Below are 16,565 nucleotides of genomic sequence, written 5' to 3' on the forward strand. Positions count from 1 at the left end.
AGGTGCCGGACTTGCGGGCAGTTTCTGGCTGTCCTCGGTGGCTGGTATACTCGCCGCCATTTTCCAGCCCCTTGTGTGAGATTCAATGGAACGCTTTATCGAAAACGCAATGTACGCCTCGCGCTGGCTGCTGGCGCCGATCTATATCGGGTTGTCCCTCGGGCTGCTGGCCTTGGCGTTGAAATTTTTCCAGGAAGTCATCCATATCCTGCCCAACGTGTTCTCGATGGCCGAGTCGGAGCTGATACTGGTGCTGCTGTCGCTGATCGACATGGCGCTGGTGGGCGGCCTCTTGGTGATGGTGATGATTTCCGGCTACGAGAACTTCGTCTCTGAACTGGACATCGACGAAGGCAAGGAAAAGCTCAGTTGGCTGGGAACCATGGACTCTTCCTCGTTGAAGATGAAAGTGGCAGCCTCGATCGTGGCGATCTCCTCGATCCACTTGCTACGGATCTTCATGGACGCCAAGAACGTCGATCCCGAACATCTGATGTGGTACGTGATCATCCACATGACGTTTGTCGTCTCGGCGTTCGCCATGGGCTACCTCGACAAGGTCACCAAACACTGATCAAGGTTTGAGCGCTGCAAAACACCGCCCGTCTGTTGCGAAACAGACGGGCGGTGTCGTTTGTGGCTTGTGCTTTGATGCGCGTGGGCCTATCCCTGTATAGATCCCGGCTCGCCATTGCGTGAGGTGTGTTCATGAACCTGCAAGAGTTGAATGCGTTTGCTATCGCCAGGAAGGTCGATGAACTGAACCTGATTTCCATGGAGGGCGGAATCTATCTGCTCGAAGCACGGATGCATGGGGCGGCGTATCCGTTAAGTGATCTCAAGGGCAACCTGTTGACGCTGCGATCGGTGGAGCATGCGCGGGATATGTTGCATAACTTCCCGGTGTTGCCGTTCAACCTCGTCCACACCTCGGTACACGATGAAATGTGTGGCCTTGGCGCCAGTGGCGAGGAAAGCCTCAAGGTGCCGATCGCCTGGCGCTCGGTCCTGTAGGCACTGCGTCCCATCGCCTGAGCATCTGTGCTAGTCTGCTCGCCCTTTTGGTTCCGGGCGCGCCGGGACGCGCTGTGCACGCACGGCAAGTCTTGTGGCCGTCCGCACAGCGGAGCAGTGTCATGTCCGAAGTAAATCTGTCCACCGACGAAACCCGCGTCAGCTACGGCATCGGCCGTCAGTTGGGTGACCAGTTGCGTGACAACCCGCCACCGGGCGTTAGCCTGGATGCCATCCTGGCCGGTCTGACCGACGCTTTCGCCGGTAAGCCAAGCCGTGTGGGTCAGGAAGAAATGTCCGCCAGCTTCAAGGTGATCCGCGAAATCATGCAAGCCGAAGCGGCTGCAAAAGCTGAAGCGGCTGCTGGCGAAGGCTTGGCGTTCCTGGCTGAAAACGCCAAGCGCGACGGCATCACCACTCTGGCTTCCGGCCTGCAATTCGAAGTACTGACTCAGGGTGAAGGCGCCAAGCCATCCCGTGAAGATCAAGTGCGTACGCACTACCACGGCACGCTGATCGACGGCACTGTGTTCGACAGCTCCTACGAGCGTGGTCAGCCAGCCGAATTCCCGGTCGGCGGCGTGATCGCTGGTTGGACCGAGGCCCTGCAACTGATGAATGCCGGCAGCAAATGGCGTCTGTACGTGCCGAGCGAACTGGCTTACGGCGCTCAAGGCGTTGGCAGCATCCCGCCGCACAGCGTTCTGGTATTCGACGTCGAGCTGCTGGACGTTCTGTAAGACCTGGCCTGTCCTTATGACAAGCTAATGTGGGAGCGGGCCTGCTCGCGAAGGCGTTCTTTGAGTCACACCTGGTGTTGCCTGAGACTCCATTTTCGCGGGCAAGCTCGCTCCCACGGTTTTATCGCGTTTCATACTTCAATCTTGTTGTGCATCTCACCGGTCGGGCGCAAGGCCCGGGCGTAGCAGAACAGGAACAGATTACGCACCAGCTCCTTTAATACCAGCGGCTCGCTGGAGTTCAGGCTGCTGACATCCAAATCCCCCTGATCCTGCAACTCATGCAGGGCTTCCTCCTCAAGCACTGCACAGACTTCACCGGTTTCCCGATGCAGGATTCTGAGGTACGGATGTGGGCGATCCAGCCAAGCGTCGATCAAATAAGTCATGGTTCTCATCTCCTTGAAGGGTTTCAATGAGAATAATTCTTATTCGTCAAATAGCAAGGGGCTATTGGCTGTTTCTGGTTTTTTCCGGGTAAAGGTTGTGTAAGGTCAAAACGGCTGGCGTATGGCTATTGCTTGGATTGATTGGGGCAGGGCGGGGAGGGAGAGACTCCATCCCACGGCTGGCGCGGGATGGATGACAGCGGATTCAGACTTTTCTGACGAACTCAGATTTGAGCTTCATCGGGCCAATGCCGTCGATCTTGCAGTCGATGTCATGGTCGCCATCGCACAGGCGGATGTTCTTGACCTTGGTGCCGACCTTGACCACCAGCGAGGTGCCCTTGACCTTCAAGTCCTTGATCACGGTGATGGTGTCGCCGTCCTGCAGGACGTTGCCGACCGAATCTTTCTTCACGGCATCATCAGAGGCCACTTCGGTATCGCCGCTGGCCGACCATTCATGGGCGCACTCGGGGCAAACCAGTTGAGTGCCGTCTTCGTAGGTGTATTCGGAATTGCATTTCGGGCAGGGTGGCAACGTGCTCACTAAGGCTCCTTGAGGGATGTGGTTCGCTAAAAGTCGCACATTGTATAGGGTTTTAACCGAGATAGGGCAGACAACAAAAAGCCGCAGGCTTCGAAGGAAGGCTGCGGCTCTTTGATTACGTGGCGATCAGTGTGTGCGGGCGACCGCAAACTCGCTCAGTTCAACCAGTGCGTCGCGGTATTCGCTGGCGGGCAGTGCATCGAGGCACTTGATCGCGCGGGCCACGTAATCGCGGGCCAGTTGCGCGGTGTACTCCAGCGAGCCGGAAGCTTGCACGGCCGCGCGGATGCTTTCCAGATCTTCGATTCCGCCTTTCTGGATCGCCTGACGCACCAGTGCAGCCTGCTCGGGCGTGCCTTCACGCATGGTGTAGATCAGCGGCAGGGTCGGCTTGCCTTCGGCCAGATCGTCACCGACGTTCTTGCCCAGGGTTTCAGCATCACCCTTGTAATCGAGCAAGTCGTCGACCAGTTGGAATGCCACGCCCAGATGATCACCGAAGGTGCGCAGGGCTTCGCTCTGCCCGGCGCTGGCACCGGCCAGCGCGGCGGCGCTGTGGGTCGAGGCTTCGAAGAGCATTGCGGTTTTGCCGCGAATGACTTCCATGTAGGTTTCTTCGGTGGTGCTGGCGTCGCGCACCTTGGACAGCTGCAACACTTCGCCTTCGGCGATGATGCGGGTGGCCTGGGACAGGATCTTCATCACCGGCATCGAGCCCAGTTCAACCATCATTTCGAACGAGCGCGAGTACAGGAAGTCGCCGACCAGCACGCTCGGGGCATTGCCCCACATGGCGTTGGCGGTTGAGCGGCCGCGGCGCATGCCGGACATGTCGACGACGTCATCATGCAGCAGGGTAGCGGTGTGCAGGAATTCGATGGTGGCGGCCAGTAGACGCATATCGTCGCCTTCGCGACCCAGTGCCTTGCCACACAGCAACACCAATAAAGGACGCAGACGTTTGCCGCCGGCCGACGTGATGTAGTCGCCGATTTTCGATACCAGCGGTACTCGGGAAGTCAGCTGCTTCTTGATGATGCCGTCGACGGCGCTAAAATCGTCCGCCACCGCGCGGTAGAAAGCTTGGGGTTGCATCAGCGAGAGTCGCTCCAGAAGGGTTGCGCGGCATGCTAGGACCCCCATCCAGACCTGTCAAGGCACGATGGACGGCTACTTGCATGACCGCGGTAGCTTGCGTACAATCGCGCACCCTGAACTTCCTGGGCAGCACCTGCCTTACGCAATTGCACTTGGGCCGTTCCAGCCCCATGCAGCCATGCCAGCCAATACCTCTTCTTATAAAGAGCTGGGTGAGCAGGATTATCGGAGAAATACCATGTACGCAGTAATCGTTACCGGCGGTAAGCAATACAAGGTCGCTGAGGGTGAATACCTGAAGATCGAAAAACTGGAAATCGCTACTGGCGAGTCCGTGACTTTTGACCGCGTTCTGCTGGTCGCCAATGGCGACGACGTGAACATCGGCGCACCTGTTGTTGCTGGCGCAACCGTCAAGGCTGAAGTGATCTCCCAAGGTCGTCACGATAAAGTCCGCATCATCAAGTTCCGTCGCCGTAAGCACCACATGAAGCGTATGGGCCACCGCCAGTGGTTCACCGAGATCAAAATCACCGGTATTCAGGCTTAATTACAGCCTAATTCCTCACTAGGAGAATTGAACTCATGGCACACAAAAAAGCTGGTGGTAGTACCCGTAACGGTCGCGACTCAGAAGCCAAACGCCTTGGCGTGAAGATGTATGGCGGCCAGGTCATCAAGGCCGGCAACATCATCGTGCGTCAGCGCGGCACCCAATTCCACGCCGGTTACGGCGTTGGCATGGGTAAAGATCACACCCTCTTCGCCAAAATCGAAGGCGTGATCAAGTTTGAAGTAAAAGGCGCCTTCGGTCGTCGTTACGTGAGCGTAATCGCGGCCTAATCGCGAGATCGCTGGAAGAGCCCTGTCTTGCGACGGGGCTTTTTCGTTTGTGGGGTGAGTCTCTTGCAAAGCTGTTTGTATGGGCTGTCGGCGTGCGAAGCAGGTCGTGTTTTGGGGTCGCTGCGCTCATTTTTGCAAGAGTCTTATGTCTTGATTGTTTTTCGGCTCGTCCGTACGGCGAGAGGCGTTGGTTATGAAGTTTGTTGATGAAGTATCGATTCGCGTAAAGGCTGGTGATGGCGGTAATGGCGCCATGAGTTTCCGTCGGGAAAAGTTCATCGAGAACGGTGGTCCGAACGGTGGTGATGGTGGTGATGGTGGTTCCATCTACATGATGGCCGACGAAAACCTCAACACCCTGGTGGACTACCGTTACACCCGGCATTTCGATGCTGAGCGTGGCTCCAATGGTGGCAGCACCGACTGCACCGGCAAAAAGGGTGAAGACCTGATCCTGCGTGTTCCGGTCGGTACGACCGTGATCGACTCCGGGACTCAGGAGGTCATTGGTGACCTGACCAAGGCTGGCCAGAAGTTGATGGTCGTGCAGGGCGGTTGGCACGGTCTGGGCAATACCCGTTTCAAATCCAGTACCAACCGTGCGCCGCGCCAGACCACGCCGGGCAAGCCGGGCGAGCAGCGCGACCTGAAGCTGGAAATGAAAGTGTTGGCCGACGTAGGTCTGCTGGGCTTGCCGAATGCCGGTAAAAGTACCTTTATCCGTTCGGTTTCGGCCGCCAAGCCGAAGGTCGCCGATTACCCGTTCACCACGTTGGTCCCGAACCTGGGTGTGGTCAGCGTCGATCGCTGGAAGAGCTTCGTCATTGCCGACATCCCGGGCTTGATCGAAGGCGCTTCCGACGGTGCCGGCCTGGGGATTCGCTTCCTCAAGCACTTGGCGCGTACGCGTCTGTTGCTGCACCTCGTGGATATGGCGCCGCTGGATGACACCAGTGCGCCTGATGCGGCTGAGGTCATCGTCAATGAGCTGATCAAGTTCAGTCCGTCCCTGGCTGAGCGTGACCGCTGGTTGGTGCTGAACAAGTGCGACCAGATCCTTGAGGAGGAGCACGATGCTCGCGTCAAGGAGATCGTTGATCGTCTGGAGTGGACAGGTCCGGTCTACGTGATCTCGGCAATTGCCAAGATCGGTACGGAGCGTCTGTGCCACGACATCATGCGTTACATGGAAGATCGTGCCGATCGCCTTGCTGCCGACCCGTCTTACAAGGAAGAACTGGCCGATCTCGATCAGCGCATTGAAGACGAAGCCCGCGCGCAGTTGCAGGCGCTGGATGACAAGCGTGCCCTGCGTCGCAGTGGCGTGAAGTCGGTCCACGACATCGGCGACGATGATTGGGATGAAGAAGACGTGGATGACGAAGACGGTCCGGAAATCATTTACGTGCGTGACTGATTCGTTGCAGTAAACTTAAGCGCCGCTCAATCGAGCGGCGTTTTAGTATCTGGAAATCGATCGTTGGTCACCAATAGCCACGATTAACGTCACGGGCAGTGCCAGGTCGCGCTGTCCTCAAGCTAAGGTTGAAGATGATGCGGAGCAAGGTGACAGGTGCGCAGCGTTGGGTCGTGAAGATCGGCAGCGCTTTGCTGACAGCTGATGGCAAAGGGCTGGATCGCGCGGCAATGAGTGTCTGGGTCGAGCAGATGGTGGCCCTGCATGAGGCGGGTGTCGAGTTGGTGCTGGTGTCTTCCGGGGCGGTGGCGGCCGGCATGAGCCGTCTGGGCTGGACCGCACGACCCAGTGCGATGCACGAGCTTCAGGCTGCGGCGGCAATCGGTCAGATGGGCTTGGTGCAGGCTTGGGAATCAAGCTTTGCCGAGCATGGTCGGCACACCGCGCAGATTCTCCTGACTCACGACGACCTCTCTGACCGCAAGCGCTATCTGAATGCCCGCAGCACCTTGCGTGCGCTGGTCGAGCTGAAAGTCATTCCGGTGATCAACGAGAACGACACCGTGGTCACTGATGAAATCCGTTTTGGCGACAACGACACGCTGGCGGCGTTGGTGGCCAACCTGGTCGAGGCTGATCTGCTGGTGATCCTGACGGATCGCGATGGCATGTTCGATGCTGATCCGCGCAACAATCCCGATGCTCAGTTGATTTACGAGGCGCGTGCCGATGATCCGGGCCTGGATGCGGTGGCGGGTGGTACAGGTGGCGCGCTGGGGCGTGGTGGTATGCAAACCAAGCTGCGTGCGGCGCGTCTGGCGGCTCGTTCCGGCGCACACACCATCATCGTGGGTGGGCGTCTTGAGCGTGTGCTTGATCGCTTGAAGGCGGGTGAGCGTATCGGCACGTTGTTGTCGCCTGAGCGCGGCATGCTGGCGGCGCGTAAGCAGTGGTTGGCAGGGCACCTGCAAACCCGTGGTACGTTGGTGTTGGATGATGGTGCGGTGTCGGCGCTGTCCCGGGGTAACAAGAGTCTGTTGCCGGTGGGTGTGAAACTGGTGCAGGGGAGTTTCCGGCGCGGTGAAATGGTGGTTTGCGTGGCGCCGGATGGTCGTGAGATCGCTCGTGGCCTGGCCAACTACAGTGCGCTGGAGGCGCAAAAAATCATCGGTCAATCGTCGGATGCGATTGTCGGTTTGCTCGGTTACATGGCTGAACCTGAACTGGTTCACCGTGACAATCTGATTTTGGTGTAAGGAAAACTCATGCGCGTAGCAAAAGGATTGTTGGGTCTGTTGATGGTGTTGCCATTGCTGGCTTCGGCTGAAGAAATTGGTCAGGTGTCGACAGTGTTCAAGTTTGTCGGTCCGAACGACCGGATCGTGGTCGAGGCTTTCGATGATCCGAAAGTCGAGGGTGTGACCTGTTACCTCTCGCGCGCCAAGACGGGTGGCGTGAAGGGTGGCTTGGGGCTGGCTGAAGATCGTGCCGAGGCATCGATTGCTTGTCGTCAGGTCGGTTCGATCAAGTTCAAGGGCGAGCTTAAGGATGGCGAAGAGGTGTTCAAGGAGCGCACTTCGCTGGTATTCAAAACCATGCAAGTGGTGCGTTTCCTCGATAAGAAGCGCAATACGCTGGTGTACCTGGTCTATAGTGATCGCTTGATCGAGGGCAGTCCGCAGAATGCGGTGACGGCGATCCCGATTTTGCCGTGGATGCCGGCCGGGCAGTAAAAGCGTCAATCTAAATGTGGGGGGGCGGGCTTGCTCGCGAAGATGTCGTGTCAGTTGCTGGGTATGTCAGCTGACAGATTGCATTCGCGAACAAGCCTGCTCCCACATTTTTTCTGCCTTTATCAAATTACAGGCAATAAAAAACCGACCCTAGGGTCGGTTTTTTAATGACTACGTCGATTAAGCAGCAGTTTTCAGTGCTTTGACGTGGCCATTCAGGCGGCTCTTATGACGAGCAGCCTTGTTCTTGTGGATGATGCCTTTATCGGCCATACGGTCGATAACTGGCACAGCCAGAACGTATGCAGCTTGAGCTTTTTCAGCGTCTTTTGCGTCGATGGCTTTAACTACATTCTTGATGTAGGTACGAACCATGGAACGCAGGCTGGCGTTGTGGCTGCGACGCTTCTCAGCCTGTTTTGCACGTTTTTTGGCGGAAGGTGAGTTGGCCACCGTCGAGCTCCTCGAAAGACTTTTTAGGAAATAGCAAACAAAATAGGCCGCGAATCATGCCGATGAAGAGATGTCTTGTCAAGGGCGCTTGAAACGTTCCGCTAAGTGGTAGGTATAAAGAGGCGGGATATTTATTTCCGGCGCTTGACCTGTAAACTCGCGAGCTTTGGCTCTGTGCTGTTGCGGCGCAGAGTATCGCACAAGTAGGCGCATTGTTCGCCTGCTGTTTATCGACAGGCACAAATTCCCTCAATGAATCTGCTCAAATCGTTGGCCGCCGTCAGCTCTATCACGATGCTTTCGCGGGTTCTCGGGTTCGTCCGTGACACGCTCATCGCCCGTATATTCGGGGCCGGGATGGCGACGGACGCCTTCTTTATTGCCTTCAAGCTGCCTAATCTGCTTCGGCGAATCTTCGCGGAGGGTGCGTTCTCTCAGGCTTTTGTGCCGATTCTGGCCGAATACAAAAGCCAGAAAGGCGAGGAGGCGACGCGCACCTTTATTGCTTACGTGTCGGGGTTGCTGACCTTGGTGCTGGCGCTGGTAACGGCGCTTGGCATGATCGCCGCGCCGTGGGTGATCTGGGCGACAGCTCCCGGTTTTACCGACACGCCGGAAAAATTCCAGCTGACCTCCGACCTTTTGCGGGTGACCTTTCCTTACATATTGCTGATCTCCCTGTCCTCGCTGGCTGGTGCGATCCTCAATACCTGGAACCGTTTCTCGGTGCCGGCATTCGTACCGACCCTGCTCAACGTCAGCATGATCGTGTTTGCGCTGTTCCTGACGCCATACTTCGATCCGCCAGTCATGGCCTTGGGCTGGGCGGTGCTGGTGGGCGGTCTGGCGCAGTTGCTTTATCAACTGCCGCACCTGAAGAAGATCGGCATGTTGGTCCTGCCGCGCCTGAATTTGCGCGATACCGGCGTCTGGCGAGTGATGAAGCAGATGCTGCCGGCGATCCTGGGGGTGTCGGTCAGTCAGATTTCGCTGATTATCAACACGATCTTCGCCTCGTTTCTGGTCGCAGGTTCGGTGTCGTGGATGTATTACGCTGACCGCTTGATGGAGTTGCCGTCCGGCGTGCTGGGTGTGGCGTTGGGTACCATCCTGCTGCCGACCTTGGCCAAAACCTACGCCAGCAAGGATCGCCACGAATATTCGCGGATTCTCGACTGGGGGCTTCGTCTGTGCTTTGTGCTGGTGCTGCCGTGCTCGCTGGCGCTGGGGATTCTCGCCGAGCCGTTGACCGTTTCGTTGTTCCAGTACGGCCAGTTCAGTGGCTTTGATGCTGAAATGACCCAGCGCGCGTTGATTGCCTATTCGGTGGGCCTGCTCGGGATCATCGTGATCAAAGTGCTGGCCCCGGGTTTTTATGCGCAACAGAACATTCGCACTCCGGTGAAAATCGCAATTTTCACGCTGATCGTCACGCAACTGTTCAACCTTGTTTTGATTGGTCCGTTGGCTCACGCCGGCCTGGCGTTGGCGATCAGTGCCGGCGCCTGCCTGAATGCCGGGTTGCTGTTCTATCAACTGCGCAAACAGCAGATGTACCAGCCGCAGCCAGGCTGGGCCAGGTTCGGCTTCAAACTGGTGGTGGCGGTGGCGGTGATGTCGGCGGTGTTGTTGATTGGCATGCATTTCATGCCAGCCTGGGATCAGGGGCACATGCTTGAACGCTTCCTGCGTCTGGGGGCCTTGGTGGCAGCCGGCGTAGTTGCGTATTTTGGTATGTTGCTGCTGCTCGGTTTTCGTCTGCGCGACTTCAATCGCAAAGCCTTGAGCTGAGGTTTTACCCTTTATGAGTGGGCACGGGCCGGCAGTTTTGTCGGCTCGATCACTTTGCGTTACGGTGTTGCCTGTCGTCGGCCGTCGGGTGTGGTTATAATCGACCACTTTATGAGCAAGAAGCGCGTTATGCAGCTGGTTCGAGGCCTCCACAACTTGCGCCCCCAGCATCGGGGCTGCGTCGCCACTATTGGCAACTTTGACGGTGTTCACCGTGGTCACCAGGCTATCCTGGCCCGACTGCGTGAGCGTGCGCTCGAGTTGGGCGTACCCAGCTGCGTGGTGATTTTCGAGCCGCAGCCACGGGAATTTTTTGCGCCCGAGACCGCGCCGGCGCGTCTGGCCCGGCTACGCGACAAGCTGCAACTGCTGGCGGCCGAAGGTGTTGACCGGGTGTTATGCCTGGCCTTCAACCAGCGTCTGAGCAAGCTCAGCGCCAGTGAGTTCGTCGACACCATTCTGGTAGACGGCCTCGGCGTACAGCATCTGGAGGTCGGTGATGACTTCCGCTTCGGCTGCGACCGCCTCGGTGATTTCGATTTCCTGTTGCAGGCCGGGCAGGTCCACGGTTTTAGCGTCGAAGCTGCACAAACCGTCGAGCTGGACGGCATTCGCGTCAGCAGCACTCAGGTGCGCAACGCATTGGCCGCCGCCGATTTTGCCCTGGCCGAACGCTTGCTCGGCCGCCCTTACCGCATCGTCGGTCGCGTGCTGCATGGCCAGAAACTGGCCCGGCAACTGGGGACGCCCACTGCCAATATTCAACTCAAGCGTCGTCGCGTGCCGTTTACCGGGGTGTATCTGGTGGATGTGGATATCGACGGCAAGACCTGGCCCGGCGTCGCCAATATCGGCGTGCGGCCCACGGTGCAAGGTGATGGCAAGGCCCACCTTGAAGTCCATCTTTTAGATTTTGCCGGCGATCTGTATGACCGGCGTTTGACGGTGGTTTTCCACCAAAAGCTGCGTGAAGAGCAGCGATTTGCCTCCCTGGAGGCGCTGAAAACGGCGATCAATGCGGATGTCGCCACCGCCCGTGCACTAGCCGCACCTAGCGCCCATCGCTAATGAAGAGCCTTAAATGACCGACTATAAAGCCACGCTAAACCTTCCGGACACCGCCTTCCCAATGAAGGCCGGCCTGCCACAGCGCGAACCGCAGATCCTGCAGCGCTGGGACAGTATTGGCCTGTACGGAAAGTTGCGCGAGATTGGCAAGGATCGTCCGAAGTTCGTTCTGCACGACGGCCCTCCGTATGCCAACGGCACGATCCACATCGGTCACGCACTGAACAAGATTCTCAAGGACATGATCATCCGCTCGAAAACCCTGTCGGGTTTCGACGCGCCGTACGTTCCGGGCTGGGACTGCCACGGCCTGCCGATCGAGCACAAGGTTGAAGTGACCCACGGCAAGAACCTGGGCGCGGACAAGACCCGCGAGCTGTGCCGTGCCTACGCCACCGAGCAGATCGAAGGGCAGAAGTCCGAGTTCATCCGCCTCGGCGTGCTGGGCGACTTCGCCAACCCGTACAAAACCATGGATTTCAAGAACGAGGCCGGTGAAATACGTGCCCTCGCCGAAATCGTCAAGGGCGGCTTCGTGTTCAAGGGCCTCAAGCCTGTGAACTGGTGCTTCGATTGCGGCTCGGCCCTGGCTGAAGCCGAAGTCGAGTACGAAAACAAGAAGTCCTCGACCATCGACGTTGCCTTCCCGATCGCTGACGAAGCCAAACTGGCTGCCGCGTTTGGTTTGCCGTCGCTGAGCAAACCAGCCTCGATCGTGATCTGGACCACCACCCCGTGGACCATCCCGGCCAACCAGGCGCTGAACGTTCACCCGGAATTCAACTACGCCCTGGTCGATGTCGGCGACAAGCTGCTGGTGCTGGCTGAAGAGCTGGTTGAAGCCTGCCTGGCTCGCTACGGCGTTGAAGGTTCGGTCATCGCCACCACTACCGGCAAAGAGCTGGAGCTGATCAACTTCCGTCACCCGTTCTACGACCGTCTGTCGCCGGTATATCTGGCCGACTACGTCGAACTGGGCGCTGGCACCGGCGTGGTTCACTCCGCTCCGGCCTACGGCGTGGACGACTTCGTGACCTGCAAGAAGTACGGCATGGTCAACGACGACATCCTCAATCCCGTGCAGAGCAACGGTGTGTACGTGCCGTCGCTGGAACTCTTCGGCGGCCAGTTCATCTGGAAGGCCAACCCGGCCATCGTCGAGAAGCTGACCGAAGTCGGTGCGCTGATGCACACCACCGTCATCGAGCACAGCTACATGCACTGCTGGCGCCACAAGACTCCATTGATCTACCGCGCCACCGCGCAGTGGTTCATCGGCATGGACAAAGAGCCGGTCAGCGGCGACACCCTGCGTGTGCGCTCGCTCAAAGCCATCGAAGACACCCAGTTCGTCCCGGCCTGGGGCCAGGCGCGTCTGCACTCGATGATCGCCAACCGTCCGGACTGGTGCATCTCCCGTCAGCGCAACTGGGGCGTGCCGATCCCGTTCTTCCTCAACAAGGAAAGCGGCGAGCTGCACCCACGCACCGTTGAACTGATGGAAGAAGTCGCCAAGCGCGTTGAAGTCGAAGGCATCGAAGCCTGGTTCAAGATGGACGCTGCCGAACTGCTTGGCGACGATGCGCCGCTGTACGACAAGATCAGCGACACCCTCGACGTCTGGTTCGATTCGGGTACCACTCACTGGCACGTTCTGCGCGGTTCGCACCCGATGGGGCACGAGACCGGCCCGCGTGCCGACCTGTACCTGGAAGGTTCCGATCAGCACCGTGGCTGGTTCCACTCGTCGCTGCTGACCGGTTGTGCCATCGATAACCACGCGCCGTACCGCGAGTTGCTGACCCACGGCTTCACCGTCGACGAGTCCGGCCGCAAAATGTCCAAGTCTTTGGGCAACGTGATCGCACCGCAGAAAGTCAACGACACCCTGGGCGCCGACATCATGCGTCTGTGGGTCGCTTCGACCGACTACTCCGGCGAGATGGCCGTGTCCGAGCAGATCCTGCAGCGCAGCGCGGACGCCTACCGGCGTATCCGTAACACCGCGCGCTTCCTGCTCTCGAACCTGACCGGTTTCAACCCGGCCACCGACCTGCTGCCGGCCGAAGAGATGCTGGCACTGGATCGCTGGGCGGTGGATCGCACGCTGCTGCTGCAACGCGAGTTGCAAGAGCACTACGGTGAGTACCGTTTCTGGAACGTCTACTCCAAGATCCACAACTTCTGCGTGCAGGAGCTGGGTGGTTTCTACCTCGACATCATCAAGGATCGTCAGTACACCACTGGCGCCAACAGCAAGGCCCGCCGTTCGGCGCAAACCGCGTTGTTCCACATCTCCGAAGCGCTGGTGCGCTGGATCGCACCGATCCTGGCGTTCACCGCCGACGAGCTGTGGCAATACCTGCCGGGCGAGCGTAACGAATCGGTCATGCTCAACACCTGGTACGAAGGTCTGACCGAGCTGCCGGAAGGCTTCGAGCTGGGTCGCGAGTACTGGGATCGCATCATGCAAGTGAAGGTCGCGGTCAACAAAGAAATGGAAATCCAGCGCGCGGCGAAAGCCGTCGGTGGCAACCTGCAAGCCGAAGTGACGCTGTTCGCCGAAGACGCCTTGAGCGCCGATCTGGCCAAGCTGAGCAACGAACTGCGCTTTGTCCTGATCACTTCGACCGCCAGCGTTGCACCGTTTGTCCAGGCTCCGGCCGACGCGGTAGCGACCGAAGTCAGCGGCCTGAAGCTGAAGATCGTCAAATCGGCCTTCGCCAAGTGCGCCCGTTGCTGGCACTGCCGCGAAGACGTTGGCGTAAACCCGGAGCATCCGGAAATCTGCGGTCGCTGCGTTGAAAACATCAGCGGCGCCGGCGAGGTTCGTCACTATGCCTAATGCCGTTGGCCGTTTCGGACGGTTGAGCTGGCTCTGGTTGAGTTTGCTGGTTCTGGTCATTGACCAGGCCAGCAAGTTCTACTTCGAAAACAAGCTCGAAATGTTCCAGCAGATCGTGATCATTCCCGATTACTTCAGCTGGACCCTGGCTTACAACACCGGTGCTGCGTTCAGCTTTCTCGCTGACGGTTCCGGCTGGCAGCGCTGGCTGTTCGCCCTGATCGCGATCGTGGTCAGCGCGGTGCTGGTGGTCTGGCTCAAGCGACTGGGGCGCAACGAAACCTGGTTGGCCATCGCTTTGGCGCTGGTGCTGGGTGGTGCGTTGGGCAATCTGTATGACCGCATTGCCCTGGGCCATGTGATCGACTTCATTCTGGTGCACTGGCAGAACCGCTGGTACTTCCCGGCGTTCAACTTCGCCGACAGCGCCATCTCCGTTGGCGCGGTGATGCTGGCACTGGACATGTTCAAAACCAAGAAAACCGGAGAAACCGTTCATGACTGAACAGGTATTGGCTGAGCAACGCATCGGCCAGAACACGGAAGTCACCTTGCACTTTGCATTGCGCCTGGAGAACGGCGACACGGTCGATAGCACCTTCGACAAAGCCCCTGCGACCTTCAAGGTCGGCGATGGCAACCTGCTGCCGGGTTTCGAGGCTGCTTTGTTTGGCTTCAAGGCCGGGGACAAGCGTACGCTGAGCGTCGAGCCGGAGAACGCTTTCGGTCAACCGAATCCGCAGAATGTGCAGATCATCCCACGTTCGCAGTTTGCTGATATGGAGCTGTCGCCGGGTTTGCTGGTGATCTTCAACGATGCGGCCAATACTGAGCTGCCGGGTGTGGTGAAAGAGTTCGACGATGCGCAAGTGACCATCGACTTCAATCACCCGCTGGCGGGCAAGACGCTGGCCTTTGACGTGGAAATCATCAGCGTCAAGGCGTTGTAAAAATGTGGGCGCGGGCTTGCTCGCCAAAGCGGTGTGTCAGACAACTTATAGGTTGAATGTCAGTCAGCATTCGCGAGCAAGCCCGCTCCCACAGTCGTTATTCACTGTTTTTTCGCGCGCAAGACACGAGGCACAGCATGCAAATCAAACTCGCCAACCCCCGTGGCTTCTGCGCCGGCGTGGACCGGGCGATAGAAATCGTCAACCGCGCCCTGGAGGTCTTCGGGCCGCCGATCTACGTGCGTCATGAAGTAGTGCACAACAAATTCGTCGTTGAGGATTTGCGCAGCCGTGGCGCCATTTTCGTCGAAGAACTGGATCAGGTTCCGGACGATGTCATCGTGATCTTCAGTGCCCACGGTGTTTCGCAAGCCGTGCGTACCGAAGCCGCTGGCCGTGGCCTGAAAGTATTCGACGCCACCTGTCCATTGGTCACCAAGGTGCATATCGAAGTCGCCAAATACAGCCGCGACGGTCGCGAATGCATCCTCATCGGCCACGCCGGTCACCCGGAAGTTGAAGGCACCATGGGGCAGTACGATGCCAGCAATGGCGGTGCAATCTACCTCGTCGAAGACGAGAAAGACGTGGCCGAGTTGCAGGTACATGACCCGGAAAAACTGGCGTTCGTCACACAGACCACGCTGTCGATGGACGATACCAGCCGCGTTATCGATGCTTTGCGCACGCGTTTCCCTGCCATCGGTGGCCCGCGCAAGGACGACATCTGCTATGCCACGCAAAACCGACAAGACGCGGTCAAGCAACTGGCCGACGAATGCGACGTGGTCCTGGTGGTCGGCAGCCCGAACAGCTCCAACTCCAACCGCCTGCGTGAACTGGCCGAACGCATGTCCACTCCGGCCTACCTGATCGACGGTGCCGAAGACCTGCAAAAGAGCTGGTTCGATGGCGTCGAGCGCATTGGCATCACCGCCGGTGCTTCCGCACCTGAAGTGCTGGTGCGTGGCGTGATCCAACAGTTGCAGGCCTGGGGCGCTACCGGTGCCGATGAGCTGGCGGGCCGCGAAGAGAACATCACGTTCTCGATGCCTAAAGAGCTGCGCGTACGTTCGATTTAAACGTATTTGTTTTCTGACACAACGCCTGTTCAGCGTTTTTGCTGCTCAGGCGCACTCGACCGGTCGCCGCCAGCACCACCTGGCGCTGGCTGACCGGCTCGCGAGTCGAACAGATGTGTAATGTCCCAGCCTGAAAGGCTCGACCGGGCATCAGCGGTTGCCCCAGGCTGCTGAAGCGCACATAACGGCTCACCAACCAGTTGCCGACAATCGGCACCTTCGCGTCACTCGCACGCTCCACCAGCAGCGGATTGCTGCTGTCCTCCGGCCCCTTGCCGCTGATATCCAGAATGATCCGCCAGCCCTGACTCCAGTCGCCATTGATGCCATGGATTACCACGCTTTGATTGCGTGTGATCGCCATTGTGCGGGCATTGCGGATGCCGTCGAGCAACGACTGTGCGGCCTGATCCCGATGGTTTGACTCCCTGAGCGTGGCAAACGCCGGACTGACCAGCAGCAGAACAATTGCGCCAATCGCCAGTCCCATAAGCAGTTCAATCAGGCTGAAGCCTCGTTGCGGCATGAAAATTCCCTCCATGGCGTGTGATGTGCGGGGCGATCCGTGCGCCGCACAGGGCAAATCAACCGACAC

The 16,565-nt window shown here is 58.5% G+C and carries 19 protein-coding genes; 14 read left to right on the forward strand and 5 right to left on the reverse strand.

Translation table 11 applies throughout. The annotated features are described in order from the left end of the window. The first annotated feature begins 85 nt into the window (after nt 1-85). From AACY02_RS15800 to AACY02_RS15810, 3 genes are all read left to right on the forward strand, one after another. Nucleotides 86-574, forward strand: a complete 489-nt coding sequence (locus AACY02_RS15800) for a TIGR00645 family protein (RefSeq protein ID WP_339432762.1) — start codon at nt 86-88, stop codon at nt 572-574. Between the two features lie 134 nt (nt 575-708). Continuing rightward, nucleotides 709-1,014 carry a DUF6482 family protein gene (locus AACY02_RS15805; RefSeq protein ID WP_339432763.1) on the forward strand — a complete coding sequence of 102 codons (306 nt, stop codon included), beginning with the start codon at nt 709-711 and terminating at the stop codon, nt 1,012-1,014. A 122-nt stretch (nt 1,015-1,136) separates the two neighbouring features. Continuing rightward, nucleotides 1,137-1,754: an FKBP-type peptidyl-prolyl cis-trans isomerase gene (locus AACY02_RS15810; RefSeq protein ID WP_221730107.1), complete on the forward strand. Its 618-nt coding sequence runs from the start codon at nt 1,137-1,139 to the stop codon at nt 1,752-1,754. Between the two features lie 131 nt (nt 1,755-1,885). On the opposite strand, the gene AACY02_RS15815 is transcribed toward AACY02_RS15810, so the two are convergent. The 3 genes from AACY02_RS15815 to AACY02_RS15825 all read right to left on the reverse strand — a co-directional run bounded on the left by AACY02_RS15815 (nt 1,886) and on the right by AACY02_RS15825 (nt 3,785). Further along, nucleotides 1,886-2,143 carry a PA4570 family protein gene (locus tag AACY02_RS15815; protein WP_221730106.1) on the reverse strand — a complete coding sequence of 86 codons (258 nt, stop codon included), beginning with the start codon at nt 2,141-2,143 and terminating at the stop codon, nt 1,886-1,888. A 205-nt stretch (nt 2,144-2,348) separates the two neighbouring features. Continuing rightward, a complete protein-coding gene (locus tag AACY02_RS15820; RefSeq protein WP_339432764.1) occupies nt 2,349-2,690 on the reverse strand; it encodes a zinc ribbon domain-containing protein YjdM in 342 nt (113 codons plus the stop codon). A gap of 126 nt (nt 2,691-2,816) precedes the next feature. Continuing rightward, nucleotides 2,817-3,785 (reverse strand): polyprenyl synthetase family protein, encoded by a 969-nt coding sequence (locus AACY02_RS15825; protein WP_339432765.1) that lies wholly within the window; start codon nt 3,783-3,785, stop codon nt 2,817-2,819. A gap of 241 nt (nt 3,786-4,026) precedes the next feature. On the opposite strand from AACY02_RS15825, the gene rplU reads away from it, so the two are divergent. The 5 genes from rplU to AACY02_RS15850 all read left to right on the forward strand — a co-directional run bounded on the left by rplU (nt 4,027) and on the right by AACY02_RS15850 (nt 7,781). Further along, entirely contained in the window at nt 4,027-4,338 is a 312-nt protein-coding gene (rplU, locus tag AACY02_RS15830) for a 50S ribosomal protein L21 (RefSeq protein ID WP_007924746.1), read from the forward strand. Between the two features lie 35 nt (nt 4,339-4,373). Then, nucleotides 4,374-4,631: a 50S ribosomal protein L27 gene (gene rpmA / locus AACY02_RS15835; protein ID WP_016773121.1), complete on the forward strand. Its 258-nt coding sequence runs from the start codon at nt 4,374-4,376 to the stop codon at nt 4,629-4,631. Nucleotides 4,632-4,824: 193 nt separating this feature from the next. Next, entirely contained in the window at nt 4,825-6,048 is a 1,224-nt protein-coding gene (gene cgtA / locus AACY02_RS15840; protein ID WP_339432766.1) for an Obg family GTPase CgtA, read from the forward strand. A 137-nt stretch (nt 6,049-6,185) separates the two neighbouring features. Beyond that, a complete protein-coding gene (gene proB, locus AACY02_RS15845) occupies nt 6,186-7,304 on the forward strand; it encodes a glutamate 5-kinase (protein ID WP_339432817.1) in 1,119 nt (372 codons plus the stop codon). Between the two features lie 9 nt (nt 7,305-7,313). Continuing rightward, nucleotides 7,314-7,781 (forward strand): CreA family protein, encoded by a 468-nt coding sequence (locus AACY02_RS15850; protein ID WP_221730102.1) that lies wholly within the window; start codon nt 7,314-7,316, stop codon nt 7,779-7,781. Nucleotides 7,782-7,961: 180 nt separating this feature from the next. On the opposite strand, the gene rpsT is transcribed toward AACY02_RS15850, so the two are convergent. Then, entirely contained in the window at nt 7,962-8,234 is a 273-nt protein-coding gene (rpsT, locus tag AACY02_RS15855) for a 30S ribosomal protein S20 (RefSeq protein WP_166216506.1), read from the reverse strand. 252 nt (nt 8,235-8,486) lie between these two features. Here rpsT and murJ point away from each other — a divergent pair, with 252 nt between their 5' ends. The 6 genes from murJ to ispH all read left to right on the forward strand — a co-directional run bounded on the left by murJ (nt 8,487) and on the right by ispH (nt 15,970). Next, nucleotides 8,487-10,025 carry a murein biosynthesis integral membrane protein MurJ gene (gene murJ / locus AACY02_RS15860; RefSeq protein WP_339432767.1) on the forward strand — a complete coding sequence of 513 codons (1,539 nt, stop codon included), beginning with the start codon at nt 8,487-8,489 and terminating at the stop codon, nt 10,023-10,025. Between the two features lie 129 nt (nt 10,026-10,154). After that, nucleotides 10,155-11,093, forward strand: a complete 939-nt coding sequence (gene ribF / locus AACY02_RS15865) for a bifunctional riboflavin kinase/FAD synthetase (RefSeq protein ID WP_339432768.1) — start codon at nt 10,155-10,157, stop codon at nt 11,091-11,093. Between the two features lie 13 nt (nt 11,094-11,106). Next, complete coding sequence (gene ileS, locus AACY02_RS15870; protein WP_339432769.1) at nt 11,107-13,938, forward strand: isoleucine--tRNA ligase; 2,832 nt, start codon at nt 11,107-11,109, stop codon at nt 13,936-13,938. Then, nucleotides 13,931-14,443 carry a signal peptidase II gene (gene lspA, locus AACY02_RS15875; protein WP_221730098.1) on the forward strand — a complete coding sequence of 171 codons (513 nt, stop codon included), beginning with the start codon at nt 13,931-13,933 and terminating at the stop codon, nt 14,441-14,443. Before ileS ends, lspA begins: the two co-directional genes overlap by 8 nt. A gap of 7 nt (nt 14,444-14,450) precedes the next feature. Next, entirely contained in the window at nt 14,451-14,888 is a 438-nt protein-coding gene (gene fkpB, locus AACY02_RS15880; RefSeq protein ID WP_339432818.1) for an FKBP-type peptidyl-prolyl cis-trans isomerase, read from the forward strand. Between the two features lie 137 nt (nt 14,889-15,025). Then, nucleotides 15,026-15,970 (forward strand): 4-hydroxy-3-methylbut-2-enyl diphosphate reductase, encoded by a 945-nt coding sequence (gene ispH, locus AACY02_RS15885; protein ID WP_221730097.1) that lies wholly within the window; start codon nt 15,026-15,028, stop codon nt 15,968-15,970. On the opposite strand, the gene AACY02_RS15890 is transcribed toward ispH, so the two are convergent. Further along, nucleotides 15,942-16,496 carry a GspH/FimT family pseudopilin gene (locus AACY02_RS15890; RefSeq protein WP_339432770.1) on the reverse strand — a complete coding sequence of 185 codons (555 nt, stop codon included), beginning with the start codon at nt 16,494-16,496 and terminating at the stop codon, nt 15,942-15,944. The genes ispH and AACY02_RS15890 overlap by 29 nt on opposite strands. Nucleotides 16,497-16,565: the final 69 nt, after the last annotated feature.

The sequence above is a fragment of the Pseudomonas sp. EA_65y_Pfl2_P78 genome (assembly GCF_963970495.1).
Taxonomy (GTDB): domain Bacteria; phylum Pseudomonadota; class Gammaproteobacteria; order Pseudomonadales; family Pseudomonadaceae; genus Aquipseudomonas; species Aquipseudomonas baetica_A.

Bases quoted from the DNA above. Each gene is read 5' to 3' on its own strand.
- AACY02_RS15800 (WP_339432762.1), top strand. From the start codon at position 86: ATGGAACGCTTTATCGAAAACGCAATGTACGCCTCGCGCTGGCTGCTG.
- AACY02_RS15805 (WP_339432763.1), top strand. From the start codon at position 709: ATGAACCTGCAAGAGTTGAATGCGTTTGCTATCGCCAGGAAGGTCGAT.
- AACY02_RS15810 (WP_221730107.1), top strand. From the start codon at position 1,137: ATGTCCGAAGTAAATCTGTCCACCGACGAAACCCGCGTCAGCTACGGC.
- AACY02_RS15815 (WP_221730106.1), bottom strand. From the start codon at position 2,143: ATGACTTATTTGATCGACGCTTGGCTGGATCGCCCACATCCGTACCTC.
- AACY02_RS15825 (WP_339432765.1), bottom strand. From the start codon at position 3,785: ATGCAACCCCAAGCTTTCTACCGCGCGGTGGCGGACGATTTTAGCGCC.
- rplU (WP_007924746.1), top strand. From the start codon at position 4,027: ATGTACGCAGTAATCGTTACCGGCGGTAAGCAATACAAGGTCGCTGAG.
- rpmA (WP_016773121.1), top strand. From the start codon at position 4,374: ATGGCACACAAAAAAGCTGGTGGTAGTACCCGTAACGGTCGCGACTCA.
- cgtA (WP_339432766.1), top strand. From the start codon at position 4,825: ATGAAGTTTGTTGATGAAGTATCGATTCGCGTAAAGGCTGGTGATGGC.
- proB (WP_339432817.1), top strand. From the start codon at position 6,186: ATGCGGAGCAAGGTGACAGGTGCGCAGCGTTGGGTCGTGAAGATCGGC.
- AACY02_RS15850 (WP_221730102.1), top strand. From the start codon at position 7,314: ATGCGCGTAGCAAAAGGATTGTTGGGTCTGTTGATGGTGTTGCCATTG.
- murJ (WP_339432767.1), top strand. From the start codon at position 8,487: ATGAATCTGCTCAAATCGTTGGCCGCCGTCAGCTCTATCACGATGCTT.
- ribF (WP_339432768.1), top strand. From the start codon at position 10,155: ATGCAGCTGGTTCGAGGCCTCCACAACTTGCGCCCCCAGCATCGGGGC.
- ileS (WP_339432769.1), top strand. From the start codon at position 11,107: ATGACCGACTATAAAGCCACGCTAAACCTTCCGGACACCGCCTTCCCA.
- lspA (WP_221730098.1), top strand. From the start codon at position 13,931: ATGCCTAATGCCGTTGGCCGTTTCGGACGGTTGAGCTGGCTCTGGTTG.
- ispH (WP_221730097.1), top strand. From the start codon at position 15,026: ATGCAAATCAAACTCGCCAACCCCCGTGGCTTCTGCGCCGGCGTGGAC.
- AACY02_RS15890 (WP_339432770.1), bottom strand. From the start codon at position 16,496: ATGCCGCAACGAGGCTTCAGCCTGATTGAACTGCTTATGGGACTGGCG.